Here is a 17,706-nt window from a genome sequence, read left to right as displayed (position 1 = left end):
AATAGAAGTTAGCGAGTCGCACGATGCCATGCATCTTTCACTGCAAACTTGGCTTCTTCCCAATTGAGACGGGAGTCACCTTTAACCTGTTCCCATTTGGTACGCAAATCAGGTTCAGCTTCATTAAATTCTTTACCATTGTAATATTCACGGTTTTCATAACCGAGGCGATATGCACCACGATAATCTCGATCATAGTCCAAATCACCATAGACATTACGGCTTTCACTATAATAAGGCGTCTGATGATGCTGTTCACGCCAGTAGTGATCATCGTCCTGTAAATTCTCTGAACCTGAAAGTGCAATACCTTCTGGTGTATCTAGCGTAGGTCGTGCTGATTCTGCCATTTCATTTCCAGCTAGGCCACCTACCACTCCCCCAACAAGGCCGCCGACGACTGCACCTGCAGGACCACCGACTGCTCCAATCGCCGCACCTGCTGCAGCGCCACCTAAGGTTCCAGCACTGGTCGCCACAGGATGATCACCCGCTTCATTCATATCGGGAACACGATGGCTTTCGGTATCTGGTAAATTTAAATCTGGGCGTGCACTGCCTGAAGTGGTCGGGCTGCTTTTCAATGCTTCATCATCTCTTAATACATCAGTCCGTTCTTGAGACAAATCACGATGTGAAGCTGGATTAATATCTGAAACTGGTCGATTGGTATTTGTCATTCTAAATCTCCCTTGATCTTTTATAGCCAAGATAGAAATCTCATCTTGTCTTTGATCTATTTATAATAGAGAAAATTCAGGTTAACACTGTCCAAGTCCTGTCCGGTTTCAGTGAATATATACTACGCTATGTACCTGTAGACTACGGATGTAACAGGCATGTCTAAATTGCATGAATAAACATCAAATAAGTATAGTTTTTATAACCAGGTAATTATAATTTTTTGAAATTCCCAATTTTATATTTATTCATGAATAGTCGTTTTAAATACATTATCCTCTTGCCTATTTTCAATGATGACTGTTAGATTTCTCGGATATAATAGACGTATTAAAAATAGCTAGTCTTAATCTGAAGGATTCAGACTAATGCTGTAAAGCAAATAACGGTTAAGTTTGTATTTGTAAAAAAATAATAAAACCTCTCCGAAGTAGAGAGGTTTTATCTAAAGATGTGATTTAGCGAGTTGTGCGATCCCATGCATCTTTGACTGCATATTTAGCCTGTTCCCAGGTCAAACGAGACTCACCTTTGAATTGTTCCCATTTGCTTCGCAAGTCAGGTTCAGCTTCATTAAATTCTTTACCACTATAATGTTCACGGTTTTCATAACCGAGTTGGTAAGCACCACGATAATCCCGATCATAATCCAGATCACCATGCACATTGCGGCTTTCACTATAATAAGGTCTGCTCTGATACTCTTCGCGCCAGTACTTGTCATGGTCACCTAATAGACTCGAATTCTCAATACCATGGTCTGGATGATCTGGTGTTGAAATATCCTTACCTGCGATTCCGCCAAGTACTCCGCCAACGACTCCACCAATCAAGGAGCCTCCTGGTCCACCCACCATACCGAGTGTTGCACCAATGGCCGCTCCGCCTACACTTCCAGCACCAGTTGCCAATGCCTGATCTCCAGCTTCAGCCTCTTTGTCATCTGGATCAAGGGGTCTTGTAGTATCTGCTGGATTTAAATTAGGATCAGTACCTTGTGCGATTGAAGGATCCATTTTCACAACTTCTTCATGTTTTATTGCGTTATTGTCCTCAACCAGATCGGTTTGAGTAGTTGGATTAATCTCTGAAACTGGACGATTAATATTTGTCATTCTGATTCTCCCTTGATTTTATTTAGACAAAATTGAAATTCATCTTGCACATGTCCTTTATCATAGAGAAAATTCAGGTTAATACTGTCCAAGTCCTGTCCGGTTTTAGTGAAGTTAGTACTTAACTCTGTACAGGTATTTCCATCATGTAAACACCTTGCTGTATTGCAGCATACAGATATTAAAAAGGTACTGTTTAAACGACAGTACCTTAAGAAGGAATTCATTTCAGGTAATATGGAAAATCAGGTTGTTTCCAGAAGATTCACCTGCTCGACCTGCACATCACTCATGATCTGACCATACTCCAGCAGGTTATTGAAATAGTCTTCTACCACTTTATATTGATCTGCGGTACTTTCCACCTTATACATATTTTGACGAAACTCATTACTGGAACGCAGACCTTTGGTATACCAGGCAATATGCTTACGGGAAATTCGGCAGCCAGAATATTCACCGTAAAATTCATACAGTTCAGCCAAGTGACCCAGTAAGACCTCTTTAACTTCGGCAATACTTGGTGCAGCGAGCTGTTCTCCAGTCTTTAAATAATGTGCGATTTCACGAAAAATCCATGGACGTCCCTGTGCTGCACGCCCAATCATCACTGCATCGGCACCGGTATAATCCAGTACATATTTGGCCTTTTCTGGACTGTCGATATCTCCGTTCGCAATCACGGGAATATTCAATATCTCCTTCACATCTTTAATCAGTGAATAGCGCGCTGTGTTTAAATACATATCTTCGCGGGTACGGCCATGTAATGCCAAGGCCGCAATACCGGCTTCTTCTGCCCGCTTGGCCACACGCATGATATTTTCCTGACCATTTAAATAACCCAGACGGGTTTTTAAAGTCACGGGGACATCAACTGCAGCAACAACGGCATCCAGAATACGTGCAACCAGATCTTCATCTTGCAGTAATGCCGAACCAGCCAGCTTGTTACAGACTTTTTTAGCTGGGCAACCCATATTAATATCAACAATTTGTGCGCCGTTCGCAACCTGATACCGTGCCGCCTCTGCCAGATCACGCGGATCTGAACCGGCAATTTGTGCAGAAATTGGCGCCAGTTCGCCATCGAAATTAGCACGGTACAAACTTTTCTTACTCATGCGCAGGGTTTTGTCTGAAGTCATCATTTCACTAACAGCATGACCTGCACCAAAATATTTGCATAGTGTACGGAACGGACGGTCTGTCACGCCTGCCATGGGAGCAACAATCAAATTATTTGATAGTTGATACGGACCAATATACATATAAATTCATCACTTTGTTGATGAGCATAGTATACTGCATCTGCCTTGATCGCTCATCTGCTGGAATCTGATTTAGACAACATGAACAACACACTTCACCGAATTTTTACTGTTAAATCGTGGTCTGTCCTTGCTTTATCCCTAAGTCTTGCTGGCTGTGGCAATGGTTCCTGGTGGTCTTCTGATGAGCCAACTATGGAAGCTGACCAGATACCTAAAGCGATTCCATCACGTGTCAGCAATCGTGATTCATGGGCTAAAGATATCTATGATATTACCGAACAACTGGGTATTCCCCAAACTAAACAGAATATCTGTACCATCGTCGCAGTGGTGGATCAGGAATCTAATTTCCACGCAAATCCAACTGTTGCTGGTCTGGGCGAAAAAGCAGTAAAAGAAGTTCAAGGCCGTCTGGAAGAAAAATTTACCGAGAAACTTGGTGAAAGTATCGGTGGAACAGTTGCAGGATATTTCCAGGATGTTCTGAAGAATCATCCCACTCCGGATAACAACTATCTCAGCCAGATGCGTAAGGTTAAAACTGAACGTGAACTGGATGAACTGTATCGTGAAATATTTGACTATATGGCCAAACATTATCACGTGAGTGCCCTAACGGGTGCAGCCAAACTCTTTGGTCAAAACATCGGCGAAAAGCTTAATCCGATTACGACTTTAGGTTCGATGCAGGTGCATATTAGCTATGCCAAGGAGCATAAGCGTCAAGGTGGCAATATCGCTGAACTGCGTACCGATCTGTATAGTCAGTATGGCGGTCTGTATTATGGTATTCATCGTCTGATGATGTATCCGGCAGATTATGATAAACCGATCTATCGTTTTGCCGACTATAATTCAGGCATGTATTCCAGTCGTAATGCTGCCTTCCAGAGCATGCTCAATGACCTGACTGAAGCCGAACTGGATCTGGATGGCGATCTCTTGCTATATAGCAAAGATGGCAGTATCCGCTCTCAGAAAAGTCAGTCTGAACGTGAATTAATCAATGTATTTGCCAAGCATAATTTCATTATTACTGAGCGTCAGATCCGTTCTGACCTGAAGAAGGAAAAGGAAAAGGATTTTGAAGACACCATGACCTATCGTGGTGTAGCGAAACTATATCAGGAACAAACGGGTAAAGAACCTTTTTATGCCATCATGCCTGAAGTGGTGATTTCTGGACCAAAATTGAGTCGTGATTACAATACCAACTGGTTTGCTAGCCGTGTAGATGGCCGTTACCAAACATGCATGCGCAAAATCAAAAACCTCAAGCTCTAGCCTTATTTGACTTTGATGGCACCCTGTATCCACATGACAGCTTTACAGGGTTTATTTTTTCTGTCCTGAAAAAACGACATATTATTTGGCGTGGTCTGAAAATTTTGCCGTGGATTACTGCTTATTATCTCAAACTCTATCCTGCTCATCGCATGCGACCAAAGCTTTATTTAGCCATGTTTAAAGATGCTGATGTAAAAATAATTTACCCTTTAGCATTGCAATACGCGAATAAGATTTTAGGGAATCTTGACCCTGCCCTGTTTGAGCAGCTGAAAATGCATCAAAAGTTAGGACATAAAGTTATACTGGTTTCAGCAACCATTGATCTATATCTGGAAATGATTGCTAATACTCTAAGTATTGAGCTGCTCTGTTCCAAAGTGGAAATCAAAAATGGAAAATTGACAGGGAAATATCTAACACCCGACTGTAGCTGTTTGCAAAAGAAATTACGGATTTTAGAAGCAATCAATCTTGTAGATTACGAGACGATTTATGCTTATGGGAATAGTGAGGAAGATAAGGAAATGCTGAGTTTAGCGCAGCATAGCTATATGGTGGGCTTTGACAAGAAATTACCCGTATTAGAAAATCTAAATACTATAAAAAAACTCTCAAATTAATATTCTTTAAATAATAAATGTATTTTCAAGTTGAAATTATAATTAAATATTCATGATACATAATTAAATATAAAGATAATTTAAGCTGGTTATTTAAATTTTTAAACAGAATAGACTAAATAATAATTTTTCATATTTATATAAATAAAATCTAATACTTATAACTTTAGTCTATAAATATCATAACACGCCATTTATCGTGATACATTTCACACAAATAACCTAGTACAGCGATTTAATTTCATTAAGGCAATGTAACTATGAATCAATTTAATCCCCCCAAATACATAAGAAATCTATATATCCAATACGGTGAAAATCCTTTTATTTTGCTATCAAAATTTATTTGTGCTGCACGTCGGCATAAATGGAAAAAAGAAGAAATCGATCGTGTCATTTCAGCCGCAAAGAAAGGAAACTATATCAATCTCATTCGGATTTTACGTAGCCATGTTCAAGACTGAAAATATAATTAAAGGAATAAAAAAACCACTTCAATTGAAGTGGTTTTCTATTAAATCATCTAAACTTATTTTTTAAACGGAAAAGCATATTTCACAATACGCTTGATCACGCTGCCGTACTGTTTTACCAGACTGGCATTGTTGTAGTTCAGACCATATTTCTCACAGACTGCCTGAACTTTTGGCGCCATTTGACGATAACGACGTGCAGGTACATCAGGGTATAAATGATGCTCAATCTGATGGCTCAAGTGACCAGTCAGAATATGAAATGCTTCAGAGCCTGTCAGATTCGATGAACCACGAATCTGGCGCATATACCAGTGACCACGGCTTTCGTTTTCCAGTACTGATTTCGGGAATACTTCAACATCCTTGGTAAAGTGACCGCAGAAAATAATACTAAATGTCCAAACGTTACGAATACCATTTGCCACCATATTACCAGCAAACACCGGCAATGCAGCAGGACCTGCAATTAATGGGAAGAAGATATAGTCCTTAAACAGCTGCTTGGTAATTTTACGCTGCATTGGTTTCCATTCTTCTTTGGTCTGTTCCTTGGTTTTACGACCCTTGAAATATTTACCCAGTTCCAGGTTTTGAATCGCTACGCCCCATTGGAACAACAGGCAGAATGGAATGCTGTAAATCGGTTGCAATAAATAACCCGGTTTCCAGCGTTGTTCAGGGAACAGACGAACCAGACCATAGCCGATATCATCATCCATACCTTTAATATTGGTATAGGTATGATGCTTAAAGTTATGGGTTTGACGCCAGTTGTCAGAAGTACCCACAATGTCCCATTCATAAGTCTGGCCATTCATCTTAGGATCATTCATCCAGTCGTACTGACCGTGCATGACATTATGACCCAACTCCATATTTTCCATGATTTTGGCAAAACCAAGCAGACCTGTACCTAAAATCCATGCTGGAGGGAACCAGCCTGCGAACAATAACGCACGACCCGCAATAGAAGAGTAACGAATTGCAGAATAGACACGACGGATATATTTCGCGTCTTTCTCGCCCAAGTCATCTAGCACTTCCTGCTTGATCGCATCAAGTTCACGCGCAAGTTCGTCCAATTCTGTCTGTGTCAGTTCACGGTTTTTCGGATTTTTAAAATACTGAAATTTTACTGGCATATTCATAGTGATCAACTCGCTTATAGGTCGATGACAAGGTCAGTCTGCGCTGAATTCACACAAATTTTCAGGAGATTTCCTGGTTCTTTATTTTGTGCGCCATTGACTAAATTTTTGGTAGAACCTTCAACTTTATTGCAAGCGCATTTATTACAAATACCCATACGACAGCCGTGGTTCGGTTTAATATTTTGCTGTTCCAGACTCGCCAGAATAGACTGACCTTTTGGAATGCTAACAACTTTATTAGATTGCGTCAGTGTGACATTCACAAAGCCTGTTTCAGTGTTATCGTCCAGACTCATGCTGAAAGCTTCAGACTTAAATACTTTGGCATGAGCAAACAGTATTTCTGCCTGAGCGACAAAACCTGATGGACCGCAAGCATAGACTGTTGTCTGATCAATATTTTGAAGATCGGTCAGATGACTTTGATTCAAGCGTTCCGCAGCCGGTTGTTCCTGAGTCGCGAATACTTTAAAGCTAAAGTTTGGATACTGCGCAGCAAATTCTTCAAAACGTGATTTGAATGCGACATCTTGATAATGCTTTACCCAGTACAGAAGCTGTACTGGCTGTTGACTCAGCTTGCCAGTCTTGCTCAATGCTTCGAGCAAACTCAGCATAGGTGTAATACCACTACCCGCTGCCAACAACAGCATTGGTGTTGCTTCAACAGCTAAAGTCATATCACCAAATGGCAAACCGAATTCAATAATGTCACCAACTTGAGCGATATTTGCCGCCCAATGACTTACCTTACCATCTTCAACTTTCTTGATGGTCAGTAACACATGTTGCTGATCTAGCTGCGTCAGACTATAGCTACGCTCGTAACGAATACCATTTACCACAACGTAAACTGGATGATGCTGGCCCGCTTCGCCAAATTTGAACAAGCGATTGACCTGAATTTTCAGGCTGACCATATCCTGGGCAGCATTTTCTTTATGCACAATCTTGCCCAATGGCTGGTTCAACGACCAGAGTGGGTTAAATTTCTGCATCCAGAAATTAATCGCATGCTGATCAATCACGCTTTCTTTAAAGAAATCGATCGGCGATTTACGTTTTGCGAGTACCTGCATCTTCATAGCAATCTTGTTGGGTTTTGAATTATTATACACATGTATATATATTTGTATATACACCTGTATTGTTTCTATTCATTTCACAAGTTTGCTGGGCTTCGCTATAATACTGGAATGCCTCATATCCAATACATGACGAGTCTTCAATGAAAATAAGCAGTGACGCTTCCCTACTCAAAACAAAGAACATTGATGAACCGATCATTGTACGCAGCGTGGGGCGTAAGGCGACCATTACCAAAGAAGAACTGTTTCAGGCAGCCTTGAATCTGATTGGCCCACAAAAAAGTATTGCCTCTTTAAGCCTGCGTGAAGTAGCACGCGAAGCCGGTATTGCACCGAACAGCTTTTATCGTCACTTTAAAGATATCGATGAACTGGCAATTGAACTGATTGACCGTGCCGGTCTGGTATTGCGTAAGATTCTGAATGAATCGCGTTTAAAGGCATCGAAACAGAACAGTATTATTCGTAGTTCAGTAGAAGTATTTATTGCCCAGTTAGATGCTGATGAAGGCAACCTGAGTTTGTTACTCCGTGAAGGCTATACTGGTTCACAATCATATAAACAGGCGGTAGAACGTCAACTCCAGTATTTTCAGCAGGAATTACAGGAAGACCTGGTACGTCTGGAAAGACTAAATAAAAGCCGTCTGCTCTATCCGGATATTGCTGCCAAAGCGATTACCCAGCTGGTATTTAACATGGGTGCCAAAGTGATAGATATGCCAGCTGATGAACGTCAGGAAATTGCTGAGCAGACCATGATCATGATACGCATGATTTTGGAAGGTGCTCGACATCTCGATCAGTCTCAAATCCGTTAATCCTAATGAATGCAAGCTAAATAGAAAGAGATGCCGGTTATCTCTTTTTATTCGATATTATCCCAAAGTTTTCAGTTTGGCTTTTACATATTCAGCTACCTGTTTTGGCTGTTCCAGTGGAAACATATGTCCACCTGGCAAGACTGAATAATCAATTTGATAAATTTTCTTTAAGCCTTGCGGTAGACCCTGTTGATAGAACTGGCTCTGTTCTGCAGTGATGAGGTGAATGGGAACTTGCGGTGCTTTACGCGGGGTACGCCACCACCAGGCCGGAACTGTCCGAAAGATTTCTGCTTCAACCTGTTTTGGAATTTTTAAAGTTACACCACCGCGCTGTTGATCTTCAACAATTCCACTGTCGATATAGTCCTGAAAACACTGTTCATCAAAATGCTTAAACAGACGATTCGATCTCAGCGCCTCTACCGCGTCCAGCTGAGATGACCAGTGGTCTTTACGCTTTAAAGTAATACCTGCCGGAGTAAAGCGATCAATACTTTTTAAATTGAGCTTTTTTACCAGTTCAAATAACGCACTGTTTTTCCCAATCACAAAAGGCGGATCCATAATGATGAGCTTAGAAAATAAAGCTGGCTTTTTATAAGCCGCCATCATCGTAACTAAACTACCAAAAGAGTGTCCAAGTCCAATCACTGATTTTCCTGAAAATTGCTGTTCAATATCGGCAATCACCTCATCCACCAAATAACGCCAGTCTGTGGTAATTGGATAATCTGGATTCATGCCGATCAAAGGAATACTTTTAACCGTATATTCATCCTGAAAACCGTTCAGGAACTTCCGATAGGTCGCTGATGGAATGCCATTGGCATGGGTAAAATGTAAGGCTGGCTTCATGCGGTTATATAGTTTTTCAATCCATGATGTCTGCAAGCTTAACCTTAAAGATGACTAAAAATGAGCACATATTCTTCCTAAGCATGACCTTGAAGTCACCGAATGAAGGATAAAAGCAGCTGGATTATTTTTGCGAAACTGTCAGATGCTGATTTGCCAGAAACTGGGCACCACAACTGGCTTTGTCACCTGCGACAATCACAGCCCGCCCTAAAACAGTTATGGATTGATTTTTAGCAATGGCGGTTACCACGCTATTGCACTTGGGACAGTAATGCTTCATGCCTTGTAAATGCACAGCGATTCCGTGAATTAATATAGAATTTTCCGCTTCAGCAACTACACCACCATGTGAAGTTTGCGAGCCTAGAGTAATAAACGCCTGAGACATTATTTTGATTTCTTGTTATGGTTTTTTACCATTTTAACCGAAGATGATTTTTAACAACAACCATTTACTGACAGCTTATATCTTCAAACAAATATTCTTATCTAAATGAAATAGTTTTAATCATATAAATCCTCATAATTTCAATCCAGATTTCTTGTAGAAAAATAGCCATAAAAAAACAGCCCGAAGGCTGCCTTTTCTTAGATGATTGTTATGGTTTAACCACCACCATCACCTGAATTGCTTCTGGGGTTACAGACAGACCATCCAGTAAGCTTAAACCTTCTTTCTGCAGTTTTTGCAGACGAGAAATTTCATCTTCACGGATGCTTGGGTTGAACTGTTTCAGGTAAGTCAGACGGTCAATTTCATATTGCCACTTACTGCCATATACTTCCTTCGCCTGTTGCTTGAATTGCGGCAAAGCAGCACGAGCCAGTTCCAGTGCCTGTTGATAACGTGCTTCAATTACTTCACGACGCGCTTTTACGACCTGACGGCAGCTATTGCCATCCAGATGATGCAAGTATGGCTTCAGGATTTCTGGTGCAATTTTTTGCGACAGATCCTGACCTTTTTCGCTCAGCAATACCCGAACCAATTGCTGTGGCAGGCTTGATGGCAAGTTCAGTGCTTTCGGTGCCACCACATCCACTTTAAACCAGACTTCAAGCAATACTGAACCTTGTGGCAATGCAGCAGACTTCAACACCGCAACGTTGGTACTACCAAAACCTTGCGTATTGATCATTTCCATCACACTTTCAGTGAATGGATGTTCAAGCGTCAAGTATTGAGCATCTTCACGGATTTGTGCCTGATCACGATAGAAGGTTGCAGTCATGCCCTCTTCATCCAGAGTCAGACCTTGCACCTGCATTTGATCGGTTGGCTTGATGATCACAGTACCATTACTTTGCTCATCAAAATCAATGTTGGTCGATGCCATAAAGCGCTTCATGAACATTGGCAAAGTCGTATTATCGTCATAGTCTTCAAGCGCAGTGACGATTTCCTGTGCCACCATTGGACGGCAAGAGTTGTATTCCAACAGACGGTCACGGCCTTCTTGCAGTTCTGCTTCCAGCGCCTGACGTTGTACAGTCACTTCTTCTAGCAGGTCTTCAAAAGCCTGACCTTTATCAGCAAGTAAACAGTCTTTTAATTCAATAATGAAGTTTTCTTGCAATGTTTGCGCAGTTGGCGAAATATTGCTGAAAATATTCAGTGCTTCGTTATACCAGCGGAACATACGCTCTTGTGCAGTACCGACCAGATAAGGCACATGGATCTGGATACGATTTTCCTGACCGATACGATCCAGACGACCGATACGCTGCTCAAGCACATCTGGATTTGCTGGCAAGTCAAATAGAATCAGGTCAGAAGCAAACTGGAAATTACGGCCTTCAGAACCAATTTCTGAACACAGCAAAATCTGTGCGCCATAAGACTCTTCAGCGAAATAAGCTGCTGCCTGGTCACGTTCCAGCAGGCTCATGCCTTCATGGAACATCGCAGTACGGATACCAGCATGAAGACGTAGCACATTTTCCAGTGCTTCTACTACTGGACCACTACGCGCAATCAAAAGCACTTTTTTGTGTTTGAGATCAGTGCGAAGTTTTTCCATCAACCACATTACTCGTGGGTCTGATTCCATCCAGGAACCATCAAGCTGTGATTCTTCTGGCCACATTTGTTCACGTAACTTGCCATCTTTAGACCAGTTTTCAGGTGCTGGTAATGGTGCTGGCTGGCAGTCCCGCCCCGGGAAGCCTTGAATGGCTTCACGAGTATTACGGAACAGGATACGACCTGTTCCATGGCGGTCTAGCAATTCGTGAATCGCACGGAAACGTTGCTCAGGGTTATCTTCAATACGATGACCAAGCAGACCTTCAAGTGCTGCCAGATGCCCTTCTTCAAGTGGCATATCTGACATCAACACTTCCGCAATTTTTGCAGTCTGCTGATATTGTGCTTCCTCATCCAGGAAACGGTCTAATGAACTGAAACGTTGTGGATCCAGCAAACGTAAACGCGCAAAGTGCGATTCCACACCCAGCTGTTCAGGTGTTGCCGTTAACAATAATACGCCTGATGTTTTTTCAGATAGTTCTTCAACCAGATCGTAACGGTCGTTACCACCCTCTTCTTCACTCCACATCAAATGATGCGCTTCATCGACAACCAGCAGATCAAAACCAGCTTCAAGTGCCTGCTCACGCAGGTCTTCGTGGTCAATCATCAGGTCAATAGAAGCAATAATGCGTTGTTCAGTCAGGAATGGGTTCAGATCAGGATCGTGTTCTTTGATCGATGCAGTACGGGTTAAATCAAATAGTGAAAATTCCAGATTGAAACGACGGCGCATTTCAATCATCCACTGATATTGCAGTGAATCTGGTACCAGAATCAGAATACGTTCAGAACGGCCAGTTTTTAACTGTTGGTGAATGATCAAACCGGCTTCAATGGTTTTACCCAGACCTACTTCATCCGCCAGCAATACACGCGGTGCAAAACGTTTACCGACTTCGTGTGCGATATACAGCTGATGCGGAATCAGGCCTACACGTGAGCCAACCAGACCACGTAACGGGCTGCTTTGCATATTGGCTTGCATGAGCATAGCTTCAATACGCAGATCATACCATTCTTTATAATCGATCTGGCTAGCCAACAAACGGTCTAATGGCTTAGACAACTGAATGGTTGCACCAATACGGGTTTCATTCAGAGCTTTACGTTCTTCAGTACCATCACTTAAAGTACGTACGACCTGATAACGCACCACGCCGTTGCGATCTTCAAAAGATTCAACCGTCCAGGTATTGCCTTCCTGGTCTTGCAGTTCATCATTTACATTAAAAATGATACGAGACAAAGGCGCATTGCTACGTGCATAGACACGGGTTTCGTCGCTTTTCGGGAATAAAATGCTGACCGATCGCTCATCAACATCAATGAGAACCCCCAGACCGAGTTCTGTTTCAGTATCTGATAACCAACGTTGACCAATAGCAAACTGCTGCAATTTTTCCACCTTTATCTTAAGTACAAGACTGTAAAGATTATGCTCAAAAATAACACATCATTTGAGCAAAATTTCACACCTTCAAGCAATATATTTTGACACAAAGCCCACCAAAAGTGGGCATCAATAACGACGATTAAACAAGTATTTCCTAGAATGGTGCAGGGCAATAAAACTCGACTTTTTCTGCATTTTTAGGATGAATAAAACTGAGCTGTTCTGCATGCAGACACAGGCGTGGCATCAACTGTTGCTGTTGCACTGTAGCATATAAAGTATCGCCAATAATTGGATGACCGAGATACTGCATGTGTACACGAAGCTGATGTGAACGGCCGGTAATGGGTGTCAGTTTGACGCGAGTAACGGGCTGTCCCTGAATTTCAAAATGCTCGACTGCCTGCCAGTGGGTCAATGCGGGCTTATTATGATTTGGTTCAGCAACATGTAATGGTGGACGGCTTGGATCATAGATCACCGGTATATCGACAGTACCTTCACCGTCTAATGTTCCGGCGACAATAGCTTGATAGGTTTTATCGGTTTGGCGTTCCTGAAACTGGCGCGAAATAGATTTTTGTCCTTCACGGCTTAAGGCAAAGACCAGAATTCCTGAAGTGTCCCGATCGAGACGATGAATAAGCAGTGTTTTTGGTTCTAATTCTACTAATCTGTTAATCAGGCAATCTTGCAAATCTTCTGTTTTACCGGGTACTGTGAGTAAACCTGCTGGTTTATGAATGACCATAAAATCGTCATCACGATGAATCAGATGTTCGGTTAGAAAATTGCTCAAAGTTCAATCCCTGGCTGATCGCGCAAAACAAGGCGGCAATGATAGAAAGCTTGGCACAGAATTACAATGTCGTTTTCTGTAATTGCCGATGAAATTTCCGATTATATTAAGAAAATTACCCAATTCGTGCTTATCTGCGTGCTGATTGCAGAACAAAACTCACCAGTTCTTCTAGTGAAGGATATTCATAAACATCTTCATAACCGACATTTGCACCATTAGCGCGCCACACACCAACCAGGCTTACCACAGCGATCGAGTCCAGTCCGTATTGTCTTAAATCTACATGTGGATCAATATCTAGTACATCCATATCCAGCTGTTCTGCTAATGCTAACATAATACCTTTGCTCGACAACACATATTCTGCTGGCGCACTCAGATTCTATAATCGGGTCAAGCTATAACTATTCATATGATGCAAGCCTTGTGCAGAAATATTATCGATCCACTGAATGTGCTGTTCTTGATTTGACAATAGGATCGCATCATCAATCACGCAAATTTGCTCAGTCACACTTTGTAAATGTGGCAGGATTTGTTTCAACACTGGGGTGATTGTGCCTGCAAAGATTAACTGTGGATGGGTTGAGGCATATTCACCGAGTTGCTGCATACCTTGAATCAGATCATCACCGTACAGGTCAACAATGGGAATATCGAGTGCTTTGGCTTTGTTGCTGATTTGGATCAGATTTTGCATCAATGGGCTATCTTGAATCCCTGCCTGCATCCTTAAATTATGCAACCCAACCAGCACTAGCACAGATTGTGTTGAGGACAGCTGCCATTTGGCTTGGGAAGGTGCAAACTGGATTTTTTTAGGCATTGGGTACAGCATAGTAGACTCTTATAAATACAAAATGGCATGAGGATTCATGATATTTTTGTCTAATCTCAATTTGAAAAAATTTTGATTGCACAAACATTTATTGAACTAATTTCATATAATACCCTTATATTAAATAGACATAAATTTAGTAAATTATTCATGCTCCATCTTTAGAAAAACTTGCAGATTCTTTTTTAATTTGTAATCCTTGTCACTAAGGGTGTCTAACTAAGCTAAGGCAGGTGTGTGTTGTAGTCGGGCCGCTACAATAATGATAAAGAGCGCCTGTATGTTGAATTTCAAGATTTTTAATAAAGTCTCTACAGAAGTATTGACGATAAAAAATGACCTCCAGCTTAATTCTGAGCAGCAATTAATTAATAAATATAGAACTTCTACTTCTGAAGATTATAGACAAGCTATTGTTTTGATTTTTAAAGAACGTGGTTACACTAGACTAGAAATAGGCCAAATATTCGAAAGGTAAATTTAAACTTTTTCTAAAATTGGAGAAAATATAATAAACGTGACATGAAATACGATTTTTATTTTATATAGAAAAGCCCCCTCATTACCGATTGGGCTTTTATTTGATATTTCACGCTTCATTTTGGAACAATTTATTGAATTGAATTAATCAATTTCTATTTTGAATTAACTCAGCTGTGCTAAAAACTTCTCAATTGCTACCTGAGCAATCTCCGCATCTTCAAACGACTTCACACCAGATACACCGATTGCACCCACTAACTGCCCTTGATACAGAATCGGCTCACCACCTTCCAACATACCCGAGAAGGTATCCATTGTCAGAAAACCCATCTGGCCGCCTTTAATAATATCTTCAAATAGCTTGGATGGACGGCGACTCATGGCAGAACACTTGGCTTTTTCCAGACATAAGTTAGCCGTCATAGGTGAAGCACCATCCATACGCTTCATCGCAAGTAAATTACCCGTTTCATCCACCACCTCAATGCTGACATTAAAGTTATTCTGAATCGCATATTGATGGGCTTGGTCTAATAAAAATTCCGCATCGCTTAAAGTCAAATAATGTTTGGTTTGCATTTTGATCTCAAATTAACTGAAGCTTCCCTCTCCTTTTAGGAAAGGGTTAGGGAGAGGTGTGATTTTTATTTACAACGATGAATACCCTCTCCTGAGCGAATATTAAAAGCATTGCTTATAAAATGAAGCCCAAGAGAAGGTTAGGGAGGATTCTAAAAAAGCAAATTTACTCTTTCATTTCTGCAAAAGTTTCTTTAGCAGCCTGGATCGTGAATTCGATATCTTCATCGCTGTGTGCAGCAGAAATAAAGCCAGCTTCAAATGCTGATGGCGCCAGATTTACGCCACGATTGAGCATCCCATGGAAGAATTTACGGAAAGCATCGACATCGCATTTCAACATTGAATCGAAGCTGGTGATGTCTTCTTGATCAGTAAAGTATAGACCAAACATACCACCGACTTGTTGGGTCTTGAATGGAATACCAGCTTCATCCGCAGCTGCTTGTAAGCCAACCAGCAGTTTCTCAAGTTGCACAGTCAGTTTTTCATAGAAGCCCGGTTCACGCAGATGCTTAAACATCTCGATACCAGCACGCATTGCCAGTGGGTTACCTGATAAAGTACCTGCTTGATATACCTTACCAAGCGGTGCGATGCATTCCATCACTTCACGTTTACCTCCGAATGCACCCACTGGCAAACCCGCACCGATGATTTTACCCAAAGTGGTTAAGTCAGGAGTTACGCCGTAATGTGCCTGAGCACCGCCAAGACCAACACGGAAACCTGTCATTACTTCATCAATAATGAAAACTGAACCATGCTCATCACATACATCACGAATGGCTTGCAAGAAACCGTCAATTGGTTTCACCAGGTTCATGTTACCTGCCACAGGCTCAAGAATCACACCAGCGATTTCAGAACCAAACTTGGCAAAGCATTCTTTTAAGGTAGCGATGTCATTATATGGAAGTGTTAAGGTATGTTTGGCAAAGTCCGCTGGTACGCCCGCAGAAGTCGCCTCACCCTCGCCTTTGGTCAACAGGCCTGAACCTGCTTTTACCAGTAAGGAATCAGAGTGACCGTGGTAACAGCCTTCAAACTTCACGATCTTGTCACGGCCAGTATAACCACGTGCCAGACGGATCGCAGTCATCGTTGCTTCAGTACCTGAGTTGGTCATACGAACCAGTTCAATTGATGGCATGATATCGCAAATGATATCCGCCAAAGTCGTTTCATGAACCGTCGGTGCACCAAAGCTTAAGCCATCTACCGCAGCATCCTGAACAGCTTTAATAATCGCTGGATGCGCATGACCCAGAATCATCGGGCCCCATGAACCAACATAGTCCACATAACGTTTACCATCAACATCGTATAGATAAGCACCTTGTGCCTTTTCGATAAAGACTGGCGTACCGCCTACGCCGTTAAAAGCACGTACAGGTGAGTTTACGCCACCTGGAATATGTTTATTGGCTTGTTTAAATAGTTGTTCTTGCTTTGGAGATAAACTCATGAAAATCACTCAACTCAAAAAAATAAGATAAGAAATAAAAAATTAAGCTTGTTCAGCAAATAGTTCTGACCAGTCATACACACGTTGACCGACAGTAGACATTGAACGACCTAAAACATCGCTAATAACCGCACAAAGATCCGCACCTGCCTCAATCACTTCTTTGGAGTTTTCAACAGTTAAGCCACCAATTGCACAGATGGGTACATTTAATTTTTGCTTGGCCAGCTTTAAGGTTTCCAAGCCAATATTGCCCGCTTCAGGTTTACTATCAGTGGCATAGATCGCACCAAATGCCACATAATTTGCACCATCTGCAATGGCTTGTTCAGCCAGCTCAAGTGAGTTATTGCAACTACGGCCAATCAAAACATTTTTAGGTAACCGTTCAACAGCTTCCTGAATTGAGCCATCACCCTGCCCCAAATGCACACCTACGCCATATTTCACCGCAGTTTCTAAATCATCATTAATCACAAATGGAACTTTATATTGTTCACACATTTGTTTCATATATTCGATTTCATAAGCCTGATTTTCTTTCGCAACTTTTTTACGACGATACTGAAGCACTGCAACTTCATAAGTTGCCATCGCACCTTCAAGTTTCGCGAGAAGAAGTTCAATTGGATCATCATTGGTAATTAAATACAAACCGCGCATGACTGCCGCCATTCAAAATACATCAGCTATTATAGGCATAACCAGGAGCATGATGACACCATGCAAAC

The 17,706-nt window shown here is 41.6% G+C and carries 17 protein-coding genes and 1 pseudogene; 5 read left to right on the top strand and 13 right to left on the bottom strand.

From position 1 onward, the window contains the following. Positions 1–8: 8 nt before the first annotated feature. The 3 genes from C8322_RS06590 to dusB all read right to left on the bottom strand — a co-directional run bounded on the left by C8322_RS06590 (position 9) and on the right by dusB (position 3,067). Positions 9–680, bottom strand: a complete 672-nt coding sequence (locus tag C8322_RS06590) for a glycine zipper domain-containing protein (RefSeq protein WP_004894274.1) — start codon at positions 678–680, stop codon at positions 9–11. Positions 681–1,139: 459 nt separating this feature from the next. Next, a complete protein-coding gene (locus C8322_RS06585) occupies positions 1,140–1,796 on the bottom strand; it encodes a hypothetical protein (RefSeq protein ID WP_111810463.1) in 657 nt (218 codons plus the stop codon). A 245-nt stretch (positions 1,797–2,041) separates the two neighbouring features. Then, entirely contained in the window at positions 2,042–3,067 is a 1,026-nt protein-coding gene (dusB, locus tag C8322_RS06580; RefSeq protein WP_005221697.1) for a tRNA dihydrouridine synthase DusB, read from the bottom strand. 81 nt (positions 3,068–3,148) lie between these two features. Here dusB and C8322_RS06575 point away from each other — a divergent pair, with 81 nt between their 5' ends. From C8322_RS06575 to C8322_RS06565, 3 genes are all read left to right on the top strand, one after another. Then, positions 3,149–4,354, top strand: a complete 1,206-nt coding sequence (locus C8322_RS06575) for a DUF1615 family protein (protein WP_026056709.1) — start codon at positions 3,149–3,151, stop codon at positions 4,352–4,354. Further along, positions 4,321–4,980: an HAD-IB family hydrolase gene (locus C8322_RS06570; RefSeq protein ID WP_008305407.1), complete on the top strand. Its 660-nt coding sequence runs from the start codon at positions 4,321–4,323 to the stop codon at positions 4,978–4,980. Before C8322_RS06575 ends, C8322_RS06570 begins: the two co-directional genes overlap by 34 nt. A 260-nt stretch (positions 4,981–5,240) precedes the next feature. Next, a complete protein-coding gene (locus tag C8322_RS06565; RefSeq protein ID WP_004894267.1) occupies positions 5,241–5,444 on the top strand; it encodes a hypothetical protein in 204 nt (67 codons plus the stop codon). Positions 5,445–5,509: 65 nt separating this feature from the next. Here C8322_RS06565 and C8322_RS06560 read toward each other — a convergent pair whose 3' ends face one another. Further along, positions 5,510–6,604 (bottom strand): fatty acid desaturase family protein, encoded by a 1,095-nt coding sequence (locus tag C8322_RS06560; RefSeq protein ID WP_005221693.1) that lies wholly within the window; start codon positions 6,602–6,604, stop codon positions 5,510–5,512. Positions 6,605–6,618: 14 nt separating this feature from the next. Continuing rightward, entirely contained in the window at positions 6,619–7,686 is a 1,068-nt protein-coding gene (locus C8322_RS06555) for a ferredoxin reductase (RefSeq protein ID WP_008304718.1), read from the bottom strand. Positions 7,687–7,835: 149 nt separating this feature from the next. Here C8322_RS06555 and fabR point away from each other — a divergent pair, with 149 nt between their 5' ends. Continuing rightward, positions 7,836–8,516, top strand: a complete 681-nt coding sequence (gene fabR, locus C8322_RS06550) for an HTH-type transcriptional repressor FabR (RefSeq protein ID WP_004894263.1) — start codon at positions 7,836–7,838, stop codon at positions 8,514–8,516. A gap of 57 nt (positions 8,517–8,573) precedes the next feature. Here the strand turns inward: fabR and C8322_RS06545 are convergent, their stop codons facing one another. The 5 genes and pseudogenes from C8322_RS06545 to C8322_RS06525 form a co-directional block, all read right to left on the bottom strand. Continuing rightward, positions 8,574–9,377, bottom strand: coding sequence for an alpha/beta fold hydrolase (locus tag C8322_RS06545; protein WP_111810747.1), 804 nt, complete (start codon positions 9,375–9,377; stop codon positions 8,574–8,576). A gap of 124 nt (positions 9,378–9,501) precedes the next feature. Further along, positions 9,502–9,768: a PAAR domain-containing protein gene (locus C8322_RS06540; protein ID WP_076753388.1), complete on the bottom strand. Its 267-nt coding sequence runs from the start codon at positions 9,766–9,768 to the stop codon at positions 9,502–9,504. 211 nt (positions 9,769–9,979) lie between these two features. Next, a complete protein-coding gene (gene rapA / locus C8322_RS06535) occupies positions 9,980–12,817 on the bottom strand; it encodes an RNA polymerase-associated protein RapA (protein ID WP_111810462.1) in 2,838 nt (945 codons plus the stop codon). A gap of 142 nt (positions 12,818–12,959) precedes the next feature. After that, positions 12,960–13,604, bottom strand: coding sequence for an RluA family pseudouridine synthase (locus C8322_RS06530; protein WP_005221683.1), 645 nt, complete (start codon positions 13,602–13,604; stop codon positions 12,960–12,962). A gap of 130 nt (positions 13,605–13,734) precedes the next feature. After that, positions 13,735–14,445 (bottom strand): annotated as a pseudogene (locus tag C8322_RS06525) (phosphopantetheine-binding protein). A 280-nt stretch (positions 14,446–14,725) separates the two neighbouring features. Here C8322_RS06525 and C8322_RS06520 point away from each other — a divergent pair. After that, positions 14,726–14,923, top strand: coding sequence for a hypothetical protein (locus C8322_RS06520; RefSeq protein ID WP_004812396.1), 198 nt, complete (start codon positions 14,726–14,728; stop codon positions 14,921–14,923). 167 nt (positions 14,924–15,090) lie between these two features. Here the strand turns inward: C8322_RS06520 and C8322_RS06515 are convergent, their stop codons facing one another. The 3 genes from C8322_RS06515 to thiE all read right to left on the bottom strand — a co-directional run bounded on the left by C8322_RS06515 (position 15,091) and on the right by thiE (position 17,638). Next, complete coding sequence (locus C8322_RS06515; protein ID WP_111810461.1) at positions 15,091–15,507, bottom strand: GlcG/HbpS family heme-binding protein; 417 nt, start codon at positions 15,505–15,507, stop codon at positions 15,091–15,093. Positions 15,508–15,673: 166 nt separating this feature from the next. After that, positions 15,674–16,975 (bottom strand): glutamate-1-semialdehyde 2,1-aminomutase, encoded by a 1,302-nt coding sequence (gene hemL, locus C8322_RS06510; protein WP_111810460.1) that lies wholly within the window; start codon positions 16,973–16,975, stop codon positions 15,674–15,676. 42 nt (positions 16,976–17,017) lie between these two features. Then, the gene (thiE, locus tag C8322_RS06505) at positions 17,018–17,638 is read right to left on the bottom strand and encodes a thiamine phosphate synthase (protein WP_111810746.1); all 621 of its coding nucleotides are present in this window, start codon (positions 17,636–17,638) and stop codon (positions 17,018–17,020) included. Between the last annotated feature and the right edge of the window lie 68 nt (positions 17,639–17,706).

The organism is Acinetobacter sp. SM1B, assembly GCF_003289665.1.
Lineage (GTDB): Bacteria > Pseudomonadota > Gammaproteobacteria > Pseudomonadales > Moraxellaceae > Acinetobacter > Acinetobacter schindleri.
Note: the sequence above shows the minus strand (reverse complement) of the source record. Positions and strands in the feature narration are given on the sequence as shown.

Excerpts from the sequence above, each read along its gene's own strand:
- C8322_RS06590 (WP_004894274.1), bottom strand. The coding sequence starts at position 680 with ATGACAAATACCAATCGACCAGTTTCAGATATTAATCCAGCTTCACAT.
- C8322_RS06585 (WP_111810463.1), bottom strand. The coding sequence starts at position 1,796 with ATGACAAATATTAATCGTCCAGTTTCAGAGATTAATCCAACTACTCAA.
- dusB (WP_005221697.1), bottom strand. The coding sequence starts at position 3,067 with ATGTATATTGGTCCGTATCAACTATCAAATAATTTGATTGTTGCTCCC.
- C8322_RS06575 (WP_026056709.1), top strand. The coding sequence starts at position 3,149 with ATGAACAACACACTTCACCGAATTTTTACTGTTAAATCGTGGTCTGTC.
- C8322_RS06570 (WP_008305407.1), top strand. The coding sequence starts at position 4,321 with ATGCATGCGCAAAATCAAAAACCTCAAGCTCTAGCCTTATTTGACTTT.
- C8322_RS06565 (WP_004894267.1), top strand. The coding sequence starts at position 5,241 with ATGAATCAATTTAATCCCCCCAAATACATAAGAAATCTATATATCCAA.
- C8322_RS06560 (WP_005221693.1), bottom strand. The coding sequence starts at position 6,604 with ATGAATATGCCAGTAAAATTTCAGTATTTTAAAAATCCGAAAAACCGT.
- C8322_RS06555 (WP_008304718.1), bottom strand. The coding sequence starts at position 7,686 with ATGCAGGTACTCGCAAAACGTAAATCGCCGATCGATTTCTTTAAAGAA.
- fabR (WP_004894263.1), top strand. The coding sequence starts at position 7,836 with ATGAAAATAAGCAGTGACGCTTCCCTACTCAAAACAAAGAACATTGAT.
- C8322_RS06545 (WP_111810747.1), bottom strand. The coding sequence starts at position 9,377 with ATGAAGCCAGCCTTACATTTTACCCATGCCAATGGCATTCCATCAGCG.
- C8322_RS06540 (WP_076753388.1), bottom strand. The coding sequence starts at position 9,768 with ATGTCTCAGGCGTTTATTACTCTAGGCTCGCAAACTTCACATGGTGGT.
- C8322_RS06520 (WP_004812396.1), top strand. The coding sequence starts at position 14,726 with ATGTTGAATTTCAAGATTTTTAATAAAGTCTCTACAGAAGTATTGACG.
- C8322_RS06515 (WP_111810461.1), bottom strand. The coding sequence starts at position 15,507 with ATGCAAACCAAACATTATTTGACTTTAAGCGATGCGGAATTTTTATTA.
- hemL (WP_111810460.1), bottom strand. The coding sequence starts at position 16,975 with ATGAGTTTATCTCCAAAGCAAGAACAACTATTTAAACAAGCCAATAAA.
- thiE (WP_111810746.1), bottom strand. The coding sequence starts at position 17,638 with ATGCGCGGTTTGTATTTAATTACCAATGATGATCCAATTGAACTTCTT.